This is a genomic window from Flavicella sp. (assembly GCF_037132785.1).
In the GTDB taxonomy this organism is placed as follows: Bacteria; Bacteroidota; Bacteroidia; order Flavobacteriales; family Flavobacteriaceae; genus Flavicella.
In genome coordinates this window covers 1-16135 of sequence record NZ_JBAHZZ010000116.1, presented here as the reverse complement: position 1 = coordinate 16135, position 16135 = coordinate 1, and the positions used below count along the sequence as shown (strand labels likewise).

Sequence of the window (16135 nt, the reverse complement as noted above, 5' to 3'; positions counted from 1 at the left end):
AAGAAAAACTAAACAATAGACCTAGAAAGATACTTGGATATAAAACACCAAAAGAAATGATGGATATTGAACTTAAAATTGTAGCTTAGTAACATCATAAAACTAAAACGTTTTGTTGCGTTACAACCTTGAAGCCAAGTTATGCTAAAAGTTTTTTAGCCTCTTTAGTATCGTGTATGTTTAGGATTTTTAACGATTTTGTGATCTCTTCTTTTCTGTCTTGCTTTTTAAAGTTAGATTCTGTAGAGAATAATGCAATTGCAAATAAAAAAACAAATATTTTCATTTCTAATATGGGTTTTAACTACGCAAAATTAGGGATAACACAGAAAAGTAAAGTTACCTAAATGTTAAGAAATTGTTTTGAAATGATGTTGGGTGTTTTGTGAAGGTAAAAAGAGTATTGCGATAACTGAAGATTACTTTTTAGTTTTTTTTGCCCATAGGTCGATCCAATCAACCATAACATCTACCCAGTCATCGTTATCGTTCAAACAAGGAATATGCTTGTAGGTTTTACCTCCTCCTTTTTTAAATTGTTTATCGCCTTCCATGGCAATTTCTTCTAATGTTTCTAAGCAGTCAGAAACAAATGCGGGAGTTATTACGGCGAGTTTCTTTTTGTTCTCTTCTTGAGGTAATCGATTAAATTCAAAATCAGTATAAGGTTTTAGCCATGGTTCTTTACCTAGTCTAGATTGAAAGGAATTGCTATAACTACCTTCTTTTAAGTCTAGTTCTTTTACAATTTCTTTTGTTGTTTCTAAGCATTGATGTCTGTAACATGTCGCATGACATTTTGAAAAAGTGTCACAACAAGAATTATCTAGTTTACAATGAGATTTTGTACAGTCTGATTTTAAAACATGACTCTCAGGAATGCCGTGGTAAGAAAATAAAATATGATCATGATCAAAGTTTTCAATGTTCTTACGGATGTTATTTGCCATAACTTTAATATAGTCAGGCTTGTTGTAAAAAGCTGGGAGTACCTCCGTTGTCATTTGAGGGAAATATTTTTTTTGTACTTGTTTTGCTTTCTCTTCAACTGTTTCAAATGATGACATAGCATAATGCGGATATAAAGGAACTAACAAAACTTCGGTTACTCCTTGTTTTATGAGTTTTTCGTAGCCTTCTTTTATGGTCATAGAGCCATATCGCATTCCTAGAGCTACAGGGATATCTGTTTTTCCTGACACTTTTTTATGAAATCTTTCTGAAAGAACAATTAATGGAGAACCCTCTTTCCACCAAATTTTTTGGTAAGCTTCTGCAGATTTTTTAGGTCTTGTATTTAAGATAATTCCTCTTACGATAATATTTCTTAGGATAATATTAGAGTCAATGACTCTTTTGTCCATTAAAAATTCATCCAAGTATTTTCTTATATCTTTAGGACTTGGTGTGTCTGGAGATCCTAAATTAACTAATAATACACCTTTCATTCTTTAGTCTTGTTTTGTGAATTGTTTTGGGGTGATGTTAAATCTCTTTTTAAATGCTGAGATAAAGTGACTGGAGTTGCTGTAACCTATTTGAATAGCAATTTCAGAAACATTTAGTTTGTTGTCTTTTAAGAGCTTTTTTGAAAAATCTAATTTATAGTTTAAAAGAAATGTAAAAACAGGAGTTCCATAAAACTCTTTGAATCCCATTTTTAATTTTTTAATATTTAGCCCTACTTGTTTAGATAGTTCTTCGAGACTTGGTGGGTTAGCCATGTTTTCGATAATAATATCTTTTGCTTTTTTTATTTGAAAAACAGTTTCTTCGTTTGCCATAAATGGGCAGTGGTCAGATTCAGTTTCTTCAGAAATATTAAAATACAGACTCAATAATTCATAGATTTTCCCTTTCATGTAAATATTATGAAGAGCACCGTGTATTTTTTTTTCAATAATTTGATTTAGTACAATTTTTAATGAAGCGGATGAAACTTTTTCTTCGATAATTGGCCTACCTCTTTTGATGCTGTCGAAATTAAAAAATGAATCTTCTTCATTGGCAAATAAAGAATGGAAATAAGGGACGGAGATTAGCAATCCTAATACATTTCCTTCTGGAGGAAGTGTTGTGAGTACATTCATGGAGTCGTCTTTAAAATAAACCAACCCAGAGTCTTCAGGAGTAAGGTGGACAGCGCAATGTTCCATATTAAAAGCAATAGATACTTTTTTGTTTAAGCTAAAATAAATTTGAATGTAATTGTCTTGCAATTTAAATTGCTGAAAAATTGTATTTTCAGAATCGTTACGTAAATTAACCAAAGTAAAAGTTCCTTTTTCTTGAAAAAGACAAATGGTGCTTTTATCGATGTTTTTAAATTTAGTATTATCGAAATTCATTCTTTATATTTTTTTTAAAATGCGAAAATACAATAAAAATATTGATATAACTCAATGTTTTTTTAGTTGGTGATCCTCTCATTTTTCATCAATAAAGGTTGCGACAAGATACATGCTGTTCTTGTAAGTGTTTGTTTTTTAGTAGATTGTTTTGTTTGTAATTATTCTAAATTAGCAAATTTATCCCTTCAACGTTGTTTATAGTCCTTTTGTCGATGTTTTTATCCATTGTAAGGTAGTACTTTTGGCGTGGTTTATATATGAATCATTGAATAAACTAAATTTGGAACGAAATATAGCATTGCATGAGTATCGAATCTAAGAGAAAAAAATTATACAATGTAGGGTTGAGTTATAAAAAGGCTGACGTTAAAACACGTGGTGCATTTAGTATAACTAAAGAGAATCAAATATTATTGCTTCAGGAAGCTAAAAAAAATGGTATTAACGGTGTTTTTATTCTATCTACTTGTAATAGAACTGAGATTATGGGGTTTGCAAATCATCCTTTCGAGTTGATTTCATTACTTTGTAAATACTCTAAAGGCTCGGTAGAGGAGTTTGTGAATGTTTCAAATGTATATAAAGGAAAGGATGCTATTCGTCATCTTTTTAACATTTCCACAGGCTTAGATAGTCAGATTTTGGGAGACTATGAGATTGTTTGTCAATTGAAAAATTCTTTCCAAACGGCCAAAAATCAAAACTCATTAAATGCTTATTTAGAACGCTTGATAAATTTGGTTTTACAAGCAAGTAAAAAAGTAAAAAATAACACAAAATTAAGTTCGGGAACCACCTCAGTGTCTTATGCTGCTGTCCAATATCTTATGGAGAAGGTTTCTAATTTTAATTTGAAAAATATTTTAGTATATGGTTTAGGGGATATAGGAAAGAATACCTGTAAAAATTTGATAGAGTATACAAATAATAGCAATCTAGTTTTGGTAAATAGAACAGTTAGCAAAGCTAAAGAATTCCAAAAGAATCATAAGAGTGTTAGTATAAGTACGTTGGGAAATTTACCGAAAGAGATAGCGAATTCTGATATTCTAATTGTTTCTACAGGAGCGGATATCCCTACCATAACAACCGATAGTATTGAGAAAGGGCAACGATTGCTGATTTTAGATTTATCGATACCAGAAAATGTAGAGTTGGCAGTGGGAGAACTTGAAAATGTTACATTGATTAATATTGATGAGTTATCTAAAATAACGAATAAGACAATTTCGGAAAGAGAAATGGAAATTCCTAAAGCAGAAGCTATTATTGAGGAGTATAAATCAGAATTTATGGAATGGTTGGGTCATCGTAAATTTACACCTGCTGTTAATGCCTTGAAATCTTCTCTAGAGGTAATACAAAATGATGCGATTGATTTTCAAAGTAAAAAGATAAAAGGATTTAATACAGAGCATGCGGAAGTCATTACTTCTCGAATGATTCAAAAAATCACGACTCAGTTTGTCAAACATTTAAAAGCTGAGGATACTTCAGTAGATCAAAGTATCGAGGTGATTACAAAAATGTTTAATTTAGAGTTAAATAACGAATTTCCTGAAAAAAGTTATGACAAAAAGGATCAGAATTGGAACTAGAAATAGTGAGTTGGCTTTATGGCAAGCATATTTGGTTCAAAAATCATTAAATGATTTTGGGTATACGACAGAAATAATAGAACTTTCTTCTATAGGAGATGAGGTTTTAGATCTTCCGTTGCATCAAATAGGAACGATGGGTGTTTTTACTAAAACACTGGATGTTGCCATGTTACGAGGTCAAATAGATATAGCAGTGCATTCGTTAAAAGATGTTCCAACTCAGCTGCCTGAAACAATTGTACAAGCAGCAGTTCTAGAAAGAGCTGATGTTAATGATGTAGTGGTATATAAAGGTACGGAAGAAGAGCTGGTTGCAGAAGGTGCAACTATTGCAACAGGAAGTTTAAGAAGAAAGGCACAGTGGTTGTATAAATATCCTTCTCATTGCTTAACTGATTTAAGAGGAAATGTAAATACGCGTTTGAAAAAACTAAAAGATAATTCTTGGAATGGAGCTATTTTTGCAAAAGCGGGATTAGAACGTATCAATCTTTTACCAAAAGAGCATTTGATTCTCGATTGGATGATCCCCGCACCGGCTCAAGGTGCTATTATGATTACTGCTTTAGATTATGACAAAGAGGTTTTAGAGGCTTGTGAAAAATTGAATCATAAGGAGACGGCATTATGTGTTGGAATAGAACGTGATTTTATGAGTACTTTAGAAGGTGGATGTACTGCCCCTATTGGAGGATTTGCAGAAATAGATGGTGATACCATTTCTTTTAAGGGATTGCTTAGCTCAATTGATGGAAAGGAGCAAAAAGGAGTTTTTAGAATTTCATCTATAAAAGAGGCTAAAAATCTCGGGAAATTAGCGGCTGAAGAGGTATTGGCTGATGGAGGAAAAGCCTTGATGATTGAAATAAAAAAAGTAGTTAAAAAGTAAATTTATAAATTATATAAAGAGAGTGAGAGTTTTATCAACTAAAAAATTAACTGCAGCGCAACGAGATCAATTAAAAGGTTTCGATGTAGAAGAAGTGTCGATGATTGATATTTCTTATGGAGAGAATTTTAAAGTTGAGGAAAAAATTGAAAACGCTGTTTTTACAAGTGCCAATAGTGTGCGTTCTGTTTTTTTAATTCATGCAAATAATATAGATTGGTTTGGTACCGTGTTTTGTGTAGGGCAAAAAACTAAAGATTTATTAGAAAAACTTGGTTTTCAAGTAGCAGTGTTTACAAATAATGCGATGGAATTAGCTGATATAATGGCTGATCTATTTTCTAAAAACGAAAAATCATTAAAGGAAATTAGTTGGTTTTGTGGTAATTTAAGAAATGATGATTTGCCTAAAATAATGGCAGAGAATGGCGCTTTTGTCACTGAGTATTTGGTGTATCAAACGAAACTTGTACCTGTTAAATTGGATGAAGTTTTTGACGCAATACTCTTTTTTAGTCCTTCTGGAATTAAAAGTTATTTAAAAAAAAACACAACAAATTCAAATCCTGTATTTTGCATCGGAGCTACTACTGCAGTAGAAGCGATACAGCATTTTGACAATGTATATATTGCTGATGAAACCAGTGTGGAGTCAGTTCTAGAAAAAGTAAATGAAATATTATAGTTTATAGAGTATGAATAGAACAAGGCGCTTAAGAAAAACGGAAGGAATTAGGAGATTGGTAAGAGAAAATAAACTTACTGTGGATGATCTTATCTACCCTTTGTTTATAGAAGAAGGAGAAAATATTGAAAAAGAAATAGTCTCCATGCCTGGTATTAAACGTTTTTCTTTAGATCGTTTGTTCTCAGAATTAGATGAGGTTGTTTCTTTAAATATTCCTGCGGTTCTTTTGTTTGGAATTCCTGTAGAAAAAGATGATATAGGGAGAGAGACTTGGAATGACAATGGAATTTTACAACAGACAATTAGATATATCAAGAAAAATTATCCGAATTTATATGTGATAACAGATGTTTGTTTTTGCGAATATACAAGTCATGGTCACTGTGGAGTAATTCAAGATAATGATGTTGACAATGATGCTACCTTGGTAAATTTAGCCAAACAAGTAATTTCGCATGCTAAGGCTGGTGTAGATATGGTTGCACCTTCAGGAATGATGGACGGAACTATAACTACAATTCGTGAAGCATTAGATAATACAGGTTTTTATAACCTTCCTATTATGGGCTATTCAGTAAAATATGCTTCGGCTTTTTACGGACCGTTTAGAGATGCTGTAGATTCGGCTCCAGCTTTTGGAGATAGAAGAACTTATCAAATGGACCCTGCAAATAGGAGTGAAGGTTTAAGAGAAGCAACTTTTGATGATGCAGAAGGAGCAGATATCTTGATGGTAAAACCAGCTTTGTCTTATTTAGATATTATTAGAGATTTAAAAAATACTTACGATAGACCAATTGCATGTTATAATGTTAGTGGAGAATATGCTATGGTAAAAGCAGCTGCTGAAAAAGGATGGATTGATGGAGAACGTGTAATGATGGAGTCATTATTATCGATGAAAAGAGCAGGTGCTGATATTATAATTACTTATTTTGCTAAAGAGGTGGCGAAAGTATTACAGAAGTGAATATTTAAATAGGTTTCATTGAATGTCATACTTATGAAACCAGGAATCTAAAAGGTGAATAATGAAAAATCAATTTTAAGTTTATCTATAGTCAAATAAAAAAGATGGAGTTTTGTATATTGGCGTTACAAATGATTTAGAAAGAAGGATTCTAGAAGATAAAGAAAAAATAAATAAAGGTTTTATTTTAAAAAGACAACGTAAATAAGTTAATTTATTTTGGAGTTTTAATTCTATTGAAGAGGTGATTTTGAGAGAAAATAGAATCAAAAAACGGAAATGGAATTGGAAAATAATAATTGAAAATAACCATAATTGGGAAGATTTATCAAAAATTTGAATAATTAAAAGATTTCTGCCTGCGCAGGAATGACAATACCAAAAAACATGAAATTTAAACAGTCAGAAAAATTATATCAAAAGGGACTAAAAAATCTTGTAGGAGCAGTGAATTCTCCAGTAAGAGCTTTTGCGTCAGTAGGAGGTAATCCTTTATTTATAGACAAAGCAAAGGGAAGCAAAATAAAAGATGTTGATGGGAATAAATATATCGATATGGTTTTGTCTTATGGTCCTATGATTTTAGGTCATCGTCATAAAAGAGTTGAAAAAGCTATTTCTAAAGCATTAAAAAAAGGATACTCTTTTGGGGCTTCTACAAATGCTGAAATTAAATTAGCGGAAATTGTATGTGATGCTTTTCCCGGAATGGATAAAGTTCGTTTTGTAAATTCTGGTACTGAAGCTGTACTGAGTGCTATCCGTTTGGCAAGAGCACATACAGGCGATGATAAAATTGTAAAATTTTCTGGTTGTTATCACGGACATATGGATGCAATGTTAGTTGCAGCTGGTTCGGGATTAGTTACTTTGAGTTTGCCAGGTTCTAAAGGCGTGCCTTCTAAGGCTGTAGAGAATACTTTGATTGCAGAGTATAATAATTTAGAATCTGTTGAAAAACAGATTAAAGAACACAAAGATATTGCTGCGGTTATTTTAGAACCTGTAACAGGAAATATGGGGGTTGTAAAACCTTCAGATACTTTTATTAAAGGACTTCGAAAAATAACAAAAGAGCACGGTATACTCTTGATTTGTGATGAGGTTATGACTGGTTTCCGTTCTAAATTTGGAGGAGCACAGGAGTTGATAGGAATTGAAGCGGATATTACTTGTTTAGGAAAAGTAATAGGAGGAGGCTTTCCGGTAGGAGCTTATGGAGCATCTAATGAAATTATGGAAAATGTATCTCCCTTAGGAGGTATGTATCAAGCGGGAACACTTTCAGGAAACCCTATTGCAATGGCAGCTGGAATTTCTACTCTTACAGAGTTAAAACGTCAGAATCCCTATAAGAAATTAGAAGAAATAGCGGAGAAAATTGAGAATATATTATTGAATACAGCAAAGAAATATGCGGTGGAAATTACAGTAAATCGTTTTGGTTCTATGATCAATCCATTTTTTGCGAAAGAAAAGGTTACAAACTTTGAAGAGGCACAAAAATGTGATACCAGTAAATTTGCTGTTTTCTTTTGGGAGATGATTAAAAATGGTGTTTTTTTACCTCCATCTCAATTTGAATCTTGGTTTTTGTGTTCTGCTCTTTCTGATAAAGACATTGAAAATTTTGAAAAAGCTGTTGATGCTGCAATGGAAAAAGTGGCTCTTAGCAATTAGTTCTTGACTTTTAATGAAAAATCAAATAAAAACTCAGATAGTTATAATTGAAGAACTTTAATTACTAAAGAAAGAAGAATTAAAATCCATATTTGAACTGCTTGATAAGCAAGGTGAATTGATAAATAAAATAAAAAAGAGCTAATAGTCAAAAGCTAATAGCCAATAGCTAGGATGATAAAAAACGATTTATATTTAAGGGCCTTAAAAGGAGAGGTAGTTGAAAGACCTCCTGTTTGGATGATGCGTCAAGCGGGTAGGTACCTTCCAGAGTTTCAGGAAGTAAAAAAGAAATACGATTTTTTTACTAGGTGTCAAACACCTGAGTTGGCTGCAGAAATTACAGTGCAACCAATTCGTAGATACGGAATGGATGCTGCAATTTTGTTTTCTGATATTTTAGTGATTCCTCAAGCAATGAATATTGAGGTTGAGATGAAAAATGGAATTGGACCTTGGTTGCCAAATCCTATTCGTACGATGCAAGATGTTGAAAAGGTAATTGTACCCGATATAGATGAAACATTAAATTATGTAATGGATGCTGTAAAATTGACGAAACAAATGTTGAATGACGACATTCCTTTGATTGGTTTTGCGGGTTCTCCATGGACAATTTTATGTTATTGTATCCAAGGTCAAGGATCGAAAAATTTTGATAAAGCAAAAGAGTTTTGTTTTACTCAACCTGTTGCGGCTCACATGTTGTTGCAGAAAATAACGGATACCACGATTGCTTATTTAAAAAAGAAAGTTGAAGCAGGTGTAAATGCTGTTCAAATTTTTGATTCATGGGGTGGAATGTTATCTCCAGTAGATTATCAAGAATTTTCTTGGCAATATATCAACCAAATTATAGAAGCTTTAAAAGAGGATGCTCCTGTGATTGCTTTTGGTAAGGGTTGTTGGTTTGCTTTAGAAGATATGTCTAAGTCAAATGCAGCTGCTTTGGGCGTAGATTGGACAATTACTCCAGAATGGGCAAGAAAGTTAACAGGTGGAAATATTACTTTACAAGGTAATTTTGATCCCACTCGATTGTTTTCCTCACCAGCTGAAATTAAAAAACAAGTGAAAGCGATGATTGATGCTTTTGGAAAAGATAAATATATTGTGAATTTAGGGCATGGGATTTTACCAAATATAGGTTTGGATAATGCCAAAGCTTTTATTGATGCAGTGAAGGAATATTCTAATTAGCTTTTAGTAAAGGGAGCAAGTCCTCCGATCGAAGATGAAAGAACACTTTTATACATACATCCAAAGCCTACAGGATACTATAACTTCTAAATTGGAGGAAGTTGATGGAAAAGCAACATTTGTAGAAGATTTGTGGAATCGACCTGAAGGAGGTGGTGGTAGAACACGTGTTATTGAAAATGGAAATGTTTTTGAAAAAGGCGGTGTAAATATATCAGCTGTTGAAGGTGTGTTGCCGCAAATATTAAGAGATAATTTTGGAGTGAAAGAAGGCAATTTCTTTGCCTGTGGATTGTCACTCGTATTACATCCTAAAAACCCAATGGTGCCTACAGTACATGCAAATTGGCGCTATTTTGAAATGTATGATGAGCAAGGAAAAATTGTTACTCAATGGTTTGGTGGTGGACAAGATTTAACGCCTTATTATTTGTTTGATGAAGATGCTATTCATTTTCATACAGTATGTAAAAATGCCTGTGATAAACACAATCAGGAATTTTATCCTCGGTATAAAAAACGTTGTGATGAATATTTTTGGAATGCACACAGAGATGAAGCTAGAGGAATTGGTGGTTTGTTTTTTGATCATTTAAAAGAAACAGACGAATATTCTTTACAAGATAGATATGATTTTGTTACTGAAATAGGAAATAGTTTTTTAGAAAGTTATGTGCCAATTGTTGAAAGGTGTCAGCAGTTAAGTTATTCTGAGTCTCAGCGTGACTGGCAGGAGATAAGAAGAGGTCGTTATGTAGAGTTTAATTTAGTTCATGATAAAGGCACTTTGTTTGGGTTGAAAACAAATGGAAGGATAGAATCTATTCTTATGAGCTTACCTCCAAAAGTACAGTGGCATTACAATAATGCTCCAGAAGTTGGAAGTGATGAAGCTTATTTGGTTTCGATATTGCAAAAACCAATACAATGGATATAAAAAAGAGAAAGTTGTTTTAACTTCCTCTTTTTAATTTATTCTCTAGTAAAACTTCTGGTTTCTTCATAAATATAAGAGAACGATAGGTTCAAAAGCGTATTGTTGTCTTACGCTAAGGTAGTCAGCTAGTCGTGTTTGATAGATATAGGGCGTGTTTTTTAATTGTGGATTGGGACACCATAAAAAATAGTTGTAAGTTATAAAATCCTCTTTTTTGCTCGTTTAAATTGTTTTTTTTGACAACTCTTTCTTTGAAGATAATGTCTATATTTTCACTAAATTTGCGTTTGAACTAAATGGGAAGAACACCAAGTTTTTAGGTTGTTTTCTAACAATAAATTTGTGAAACTTTTAGGTTCATAAAAAATATAACTATGGCTAGATTTGAATTGAAATTACCAAAAATGGGAGAAACTGTTGCAGAGGCGACAATTACATCTTGGTTGAAAGAAGTAGGAGATACGATTGAAGCAGATGATTCGATTGTTGAAATAGCTACAGATAAGGTAGATTCAGATGTTCCATGTGAAGTTTCAGGTACTTTAATTAAAATATTACACGAAAAAGATTCAGTTGTTAAAGTGGGAGAAACTTTGGCAATAATCGAAGTAGAGGGTGAGTTGGAACAAAATAACACTAGTTCAGTTATATTAGAAGTTGATGATGAGGTTTATAAAGCGGCGGCGGCAGTTGAAAAAGATATTGATAAAGCCATACATATAAAGTCAAAATCTGAGATTGTAAAAAGAGTCACTTCAGATCGTTTTTATTCTCCTTTGGTTAGAAATATTGCTTTATCAGAAGGAATATTAAAAGAGGAACTGGATATAGTGCCAGGTTCTGGATTAGATGGTAGAGTAACTAAAGATGATATTTTAGATTATATAGAAACCAGAGTTGTTGCGTCAAAAATTGATAAATCAGTTGTTGTAGAGGTAAAATCAACGATAGTTCCTTTGTCATTAAACGGTGAAGATGAATTGATAGAATTGAGTAGAATGGGGAAAATGATTTCTGATCATATGATTCATTCAGCACATAAATCTGCTCATGTACAATCTTTTATAGAGGTTGATGTTACGAATTTGGTGAGCTGGAGAACTAAAAATAAGGATGCTTTTTTTAAGAGAGAATCTGAGAAGCTTACCTATACACCAGTGTTTATGATGGCAGTTGCCGCTGCAATCAAAGAATACCCATTGGTGAATTTATCTTTTGATGGTGATAAAAAAGTAGCGATTCGTAAAAATATAAATTTAGGATTGGCTGCGGCTTTGGGTGATGGTAATTTAATAGTACCTGTTATCCAAAATGCTGACCATTTGAACTTGATTGGAATGGCTAAAATCATTAATGATCTTGCATTAAGAGCAAAAAACAATAAGTTAAAGCCAGATGAAATTCAAGGAGGTACTTATACCGTAACTAATGTGGGTGGATTTGGAAGTTTATTTGGGACACCTCTAATTAATCAACCAGAATCTGCCATTTTAGCTATCGGAGCAATTCGTAAAGTGCCAGCAGTAGTAGAAACAGCAGAAGGAGATGTGATTGCAATTCGTCAAAAAATGTTTTTATCGCATTCTTATGACCATCGAGTTATCAATGGAGCTTTAGGAGGTTTGTTTATCAAGTTTATTAAAGATTATTTAGAAGCTTGGAACGAAGATGCTTCTTTTTAGTTATGCTCTAAGGCTTCGTCTATTATTTTACCTGTTACACCGTTAGGAAATTCTATCTGTAATAAATTCGCCAATGTTGGGGCTATATCTATAATAGGATAATACTTGTTTGAAGATCCTTGTTTTATCCCAAAGCCAAAAAAGATCAAAGGGACATGTGTATCATAACTATATCCACTACCATGTGTGGTTCCTGTTTTTTTGTTTCCACTTCCTATTACGGAAGGGTCGGGTATGATAAACACATTTCCTGACCTTTTTTGATTGTATCCTTGTTGTACTAGACCATATATTCCCTGTGTAAATTCACTTGTTTGCAAAGTATGAGCAGTAATTGTTTTGTAGACTTTATCAAAATTTAATAATTCTTCTGCAAAGAAATTTTCAACATCTATAGTTTGTAGATTTAAGCGTTTTAATTCTGCTTTGTCAAAGAAGAGCTGGTAATTGGATATGTTTTCAATAATTTTATCCGAATTAAATTGTTTTAGGGATAAAGATTTTATGTATTCATTAAATTTTACATCATCAAAATAACCACCAGGAATCTTTAATGAATTTAGATAATTAGGAGTTTGTGCTACAGCATGGTCAGCTGTTAAAAATAAGGTATACTCATTTTTTCCAATATGTTTGTCTAAGTAGGTCAGGAGTCTTGCAATTTCCAAATCCATTCTTATATAAGTGTCTTCAATTTCTTTTGAATCTACTCCATATCTATGGCCTACATAATCTGTACTAGAATAGCTAATAGCTAAAAAATCTATTTGTTCATTTGATTGACCTAATTGTTCCCCTTCAATTGCTGCGATTGTAAAATCGGTTGTTATTGAATTACCTGCAGGAATCATTTTTAGGAGACTAAAGTTGTCGTTTAGCTTTTTTAGTTCTGGAATATTATGAGGGAAAACAGGCTTGCTTTCTCCTATAAAAGTCCCTTCATATGGGTTATTGTCTATAATACTTTCTGTATAAGTTTCTATGGGATAATAGGTGTCCCAGGATTGGTTTAAATAATGCTCTACATTTCCGTTATTATTAAATTTAATGACCCACTCTGGAAGAGTTTCCATATAAAAGCTACTCGTAATCCAATTTCCTTCTTCTCCTCCTTCAAACCAATAAGCTGCATTGGCAGTATGTCCACCAGGTAAAATCGCAGATCTATCTTTAATAGCAATGCTAATCGTTTTTCCTTTAAGGTTCTGTGCGAGCCTCAGTTGATCTGTAATGGTTGTAGTATGTAATTTATACGGAGATTTTTGACCTGATGTTCCATTTGTACCAACACTATTGTAGTTAGAGTCGTCTACACAATAGATACTTTGTTTTAAAGATTTATCGTACCAATTGTTTCCTATGATACCATGATTTTGTGGTGTTGTTCCAGTGTAAATAGAAGAATGACCTACAGCAGTTTTGGTTGGAATATAATTGTAATGAGTGTTTTCCAAGTGAAAGCCTTCTTTTAAGAGACGTTTAAAGCCTTTGTCACCGTATTTTTCTGAAAACCGATATAAGTAATCGTACCTCATTTGATCGATCACTAGACCTATGACCAATTTGGGTTTATTAGTTTTTTGGGAATATGAAATCTTAAAAGAAATCAGGAATAAGAAAAGTATAAGGATGCTTTTTTTCATGTGAATATATTTTAAAAACCAAAACTAAGAATTTATTTTTAAATATGATCTACGCAATCAATAAATAGAAATGAACTTAATATTATTATTATGTTAAGACTCTTAAGAAGTTTGTGATTATTTAATACTTTAGCAAAAAATAAATACATGAATTATATCGAGCATGTCGGTAAGTTTTTTATAATGCTTAAAGAGGTTTTTAAGAAACCACAAAAGTGGAATGTATTCCGAGAATCTTTTTTTAGAGAGGTTGAAGATTTAGGTGTTAAATCGCTTGGTATTGTAGCTTTTATTTCCTTTTTTGTAGGAGGAGTAATTGCTATTCAGACAGCTTTAAATGTTGACAATCCTTTGATTCCAAAGTACTTGGTTGGTTTTGCAACCAAAAGATCGATGATTTTAGAGTTTGCTCCTACCTTTGCGTCCGTTATTTTAGCTGGTAAAGTAGGTTCTTTTATAACTTCTAGTATTGGAACGATGCGGGTTACAGAACAAATTGATGCGTTGGAAGTTATGGGAATAAACTCCTTAAATTATTTGGTTTTACCTAAAGTAATTGCAGCAGTACTCTTTTATCCCCTAATTGTGATCATTGCCATGTTTCTTGGGATATTTGGTGGATGGATTGCAGGAGCTTTGACAGGCTTGTTTTTTTCCGTAGATTATATTGTTGGAATTCAATTAGATTTTGATCCCTTTTTAGTTCAATACGCTTTAATTAAATCGGTGATGTTTGCTTTTTTAATTGCAACGATTCCGTCCTATCATGGTTATTATGTTAAAGGAGGTGCATTAGAAGTTGGTAGAGCCAGTACACAAGCTGTTGTGTGGACTAGTGTGGCAATTATATTGGTGAATTATTTATTAACTCAAATGCTCTTAGGATAAATGATAGAAGTAATAGGCATGCAAAAAAGTTTTGGAGATACAATTATTTTGAAAGATGTAGACGCTCTATTCGAACGAGGAAAAACGAGTCTTATTATTGGGCAAAGTGGGTCGGGTAAAACGGTTTTTATTAAAAGTTTGTTAGGTTTACATACTCCAGAACTTGGAACGATAGCTTTTGATGGTAAAATTAGTAAGGACTTGAATAATGATGAAAAAAGACAGCTACGACAAGATATTGGGATGGTCTTTCAAGGTAGTGCTTTGTTTGACTCCTTAACAGTAGAAGAAAACGTTATGTTTCCAATGAAAATGTTTACATATAAATCTACTTCAGAAATGTTAGATCGTGTAAATACGGTTCTTAAAAGAGTAAATCTAATTAATGCAAATAAGAAATTTCCAGCAGAACTATCAGGAGGAATGCAAAAACGCGTGGCAATTGCTCGTGCGATTGTAATGAATCCTAAATATTTATTTTGTGATGAACCTAATTCTGGTTTGGATCCAAATACAGCTATTGTAATTGATAATTTGATTCAAGAAATTACCGATGAATTTCAAATAACCACTGTAATAAATACCCATGATATGAACTCTGTTATGGAAATTGGAGAAAAAATAATTTTCCTAAAAGATGGTATAAAAGAATGGGAAGGAACTAATAAAGAGATCTTTAAAACTGATAATGAATCGGTTGTAGATTTCGTATATAGTTCTAATTTATTTAAGAAAGTTAGACAGGCATATTTGGATGAAAATAATTAAAAAAAACATTTGTTTTATTGGAATAAGATTCTATATTTGCAGCCGCTAAAATAAAGGAAATAATGACCTGGTAGCTCAGTTGGTAGAGCATCTCCCTTTTAAGGAGAGGGTCCTGGGTTCGAGCCCCAGCCCGGTCACAAAAAAGCTTTTCTTTTACTTAGAGAAGCTTTTTTAGTTTACGACTATTTGAAATCGGATAAGTCTTAAAATTCAACGAATAAATGTAATTTTTTTGTTAAATAATAATTCATATAGTTTTAACATTTAAATGACATATTAAATTCGTTTCATTTTTCACACAAAAACAAAACCGTAGCGGAGCTATACTTCTATTTTTATTGCTTATCTGAATAAAAAAACATTCCAAATTGGTATTAAGTCTTCGCTAGAGGGATCTCGTAAGATTGAAAAACAAAAAATTGTATTTTAAACTAAAGGTTCTTTTGTCTTTCGTCTCTCATACAAAGTTTATAAGAACCCCGTGTAGAGCAATAACTCTATGATTACGGGGGTTTGTTCCTTTACAAAAGATAATAGTAAATATTTGTTAATCCACAAATCCTTTATTCTGATTGAGTTTTCTTTAATAAAAAAATCGTAAACGACAAAATAATTAGCGCTACTATACCTATGCAAATCCACATAAACCAAGACCGTTGCAAGGTACATGACAAAAACAAACATCCAAACTTAGGATATAAATCATTGTTTGTTAGCTTATTAAGATGTATATTCAAGCCATGAAACTACAAATAACACCTACTTTTTCAGATAGCATTTGTGATTTACGCACAAGAAAGATAAAAGCTACATTTTTTAGTCAAATAAATATTCTTAT

14 protein-coding genes and 1 tRNA gene are annotated in these 16135 nt (G+C 32.4%); 11 read left to right on the top strand and 4 right to left on the bottom strand.

Annotation, left to right across the window (positions count from 1 at the left end):
* Positions 1-139 precede the first annotated feature (139 nt).
* The 3 genes from V5787_RS08030 to V5787_RS08020 all read right to left on the bottom strand — a co-directional run bounded on the left by V5787_RS08030 (position 140) and on the right by V5787_RS08020 (position 2348).
* Positions 140-286, bottom strand: a complete 147-nt coding sequence (locus tag V5787_RS08030) for a hypothetical protein (protein WP_336892731.1) — start codon at positions 284-286, stop codon at positions 140-142.
* 133 nt (positions 287-419) lie between these two features.
* A complete protein-coding gene (gene hemH, locus V5787_RS08025; RefSeq protein ID WP_336892730.1) occupies positions 420-1448 on the bottom strand; it encodes a ferrochelatase in 1029 nt (342 codons plus the stop codon).
* Positions 1449-1451: 3 nt separating this feature from the next.
* On the bottom strand, positions 1452-2348 hold the full coding sequence (locus V5787_RS08020) for an AraC family transcriptional regulator (protein ID WP_336892729.1): 897 nt from the start codon (positions 2346-2348) through the stop codon (positions 1452-1454).
* A gap of 305 nt (positions 2349-2653) precedes the next feature.
* Between V5787_RS08020 and hemA the strand changes: the two genes are divergently transcribed.
* From hemA to V5787_RS07980, 8 genes are all read left to right on the top strand, one after another.
* Complete coding sequence (gene hemA / locus V5787_RS08015; protein WP_336892728.1) at positions 2654-3949, top strand: glutamyl-tRNA reductase; 1296 nt, start codon at positions 2654-2656, stop codon at positions 3947-3949.
* Complete coding sequence (hemC, locus tag V5787_RS08010; protein WP_336892727.1) at positions 3921-4841, top strand: hydroxymethylbilane synthase; 921 nt, start codon at positions 3921-3923, stop codon at positions 4839-4841. The genes hemA and hemC overlap by 29 nt, the downstream gene beginning before the upstream one ends.
* A 22-nt stretch (positions 4842-4863) precedes the next feature.
* A complete protein-coding gene (locus V5787_RS08005; protein ID WP_336892726.1) occupies positions 4864-5526 on the top strand; it encodes a uroporphyrinogen-III synthase in 663 nt (220 codons plus the stop codon).
* Positions 5527-5536: 10 nt separating this feature from the next.
* Positions 5537-6499 carry a porphobilinogen synthase gene (gene hemB, locus V5787_RS08000; protein WP_336892725.1) on the top strand — a complete coding sequence of 321 codons (963 nt, stop codon included), beginning with the start codon at positions 5537-5539 and terminating at the stop codon, positions 6497-6499.
* A gap of 387 nt (positions 6500-6886) precedes the next feature.
* On the top strand, positions 6887-8179 hold the full coding sequence (gene hemL / locus V5787_RS07995) for a glutamate-1-semialdehyde 2,1-aminomutase (protein ID WP_336892724.1): 1293 nt from the start codon (positions 6887-6889) through the stop codon (positions 8177-8179).
* 174 nt (positions 8180-8353) lie between these two features.
* The gene (hemE, locus tag V5787_RS07990) at positions 8354-9379 is read left to right on the top strand and encodes a uroporphyrinogen decarboxylase (protein ID WP_336892723.1); all 1026 of its coding nucleotides are present in this window, start codon (positions 8354-8356) and stop codon (positions 9377-9379) included.
* A gap of 34 nt (positions 9380-9413) precedes the next feature.
* Entirely contained in the window at positions 9414-10316 is a 903-nt protein-coding gene (gene hemF, locus V5787_RS07985) for an oxygen-dependent coproporphyrinogen oxidase (RefSeq protein WP_336892722.1), read from the top strand.
* A 374-nt stretch (positions 10317-10690) separates the two neighbouring features.
* Complete coding sequence (locus V5787_RS07980; RefSeq protein ID WP_336892721.1) at positions 10691-11998, top strand: dihydrolipoamide acetyltransferase family protein; 1308 nt, start codon at positions 10691-10693, stop codon at positions 11996-11998.
* Here V5787_RS07980 and pafA read toward each other — a convergent pair.
* Positions 11995-13641: an alkaline phosphatase PafA gene (gene pafA / locus V5787_RS07975; protein WP_336892720.1), complete on the bottom strand. Its 1647-nt coding sequence runs from the start codon at positions 13639-13641 to the stop codon at positions 11995-11997. The two genes, V5787_RS07980 and pafA, sit on opposite strands and share 4 nt — an antisense overlap.
* Positions 13642-13788: 147 nt before the next feature.
* Between pafA and V5787_RS07970 the strand changes: the two genes are divergently transcribed.
* The 3 genes from V5787_RS07970 to V5787_RS07960 all read left to right on the top strand — a co-directional run bounded on the left by V5787_RS07970 (position 13789) and on the right by V5787_RS07960 (position 15434).
* Positions 13789-14529 (top strand): ABC transporter permease, encoded by a 741-nt coding sequence (locus tag V5787_RS07970; protein ID WP_336892719.1) that lies wholly within the window; start codon positions 13789-13791, stop codon positions 14527-14529.
* Positions 14530-15297 carry an ATP-binding cassette domain-containing protein gene (locus tag V5787_RS07965; RefSeq protein WP_336892718.1) on the top strand — a complete coding sequence of 256 codons (768 nt, stop codon included), beginning with the start codon at positions 14530-14532 and terminating at the stop codon, positions 15295-15297.
* Between the two features lie 64 nt (positions 15298-15361).
* Positions 15362-15434: transfer RNA gene (locus tag V5787_RS07960), tRNA-Lys, on the top strand.
* Positions 15435-16135: the final 701 nt, after the last annotated feature.

What these genes read in the sequence shown, in the direction of transcription:
- hemL (WP_336892724.1), top strand. Translation starts at nt 6,887, where the DNA reads ATGAAATTTAAACAGTCAGAAAAATTATATCAAAAGGGACTAAAAAAT.
- V5787_RS08020 (WP_336892729.1), bottom strand. Translation starts at nt 2,348, where the DNA reads ATGAATTTCGATAATACTAAATTTAAAAACATCGATAAAAGCACCATT.
- V5787_RS07980 (WP_336892721.1), top strand. Translation starts at nt 10,691, where the DNA reads ATGGCTAGATTTGAATTGAAATTACCAAAAATGGGAGAAACTGTTGCA.
- hemF (WP_336892722.1), top strand. Translation starts at nt 9,414, where the DNA reads ATGAAAGAACACTTTTATACATACATCCAAAGCCTACAGGATACTATA.
- pafA (WP_336892720.1), bottom strand. Translation starts at nt 13,641, where the DNA reads ATGAAAAAAAGCATCCTTATACTTTTCTTATTCCTGATTTCTTTTAAG.
- hemH (WP_336892730.1), bottom strand. Translation starts at nt 1,448, where the DNA reads ATGAAAGGTGTATTATTAGTTAATTTAGGATCTCCAGACACACCAAGT.
- hemE (WP_336892723.1), top strand. Translation starts at nt 8,354, where the DNA reads ATGATAAAAAACGATTTATATTTAAGGGCCTTAAAAGGAGAGGTAGTT.
- V5787_RS07970 (WP_336892719.1), top strand. Translation starts at nt 13,789, where the DNA reads ATGAATTATATCGAGCATGTCGGTAAGTTTTTTATAATGCTTAAAGAG.
- V5787_RS07965 (WP_336892718.1), top strand. Translation starts at nt 14,530, where the DNA reads ATGATAGAAGTAATAGGCATGCAAAAAAGTTTTGGAGATACAATTATT.
- hemC (WP_336892727.1), top strand. Translation starts at nt 3,921, where the DNA reads ATGACAAAAAGGATCAGAATTGGAACTAGAAATAGTGAGTTGGCTTTA.
- hemA (WP_336892728.1), top strand. Translation starts at nt 2,654, where the DNA reads ATGAGTATCGAATCTAAGAGAAAAAAATTATACAATGTAGGGTTGAGT.
- hemB (WP_336892725.1), top strand. Translation starts at nt 5,537, where the DNA reads ATGAATAGAACAAGGCGCTTAAGAAAAACGGAAGGAATTAGGAGATTG.
- V5787_RS08030 (WP_336892731.1), bottom strand. Translation starts at nt 286, where the DNA reads ATGAAAATATTTGTTTTTTTATTTGCAATTGCATTATTCTCTACAGAA.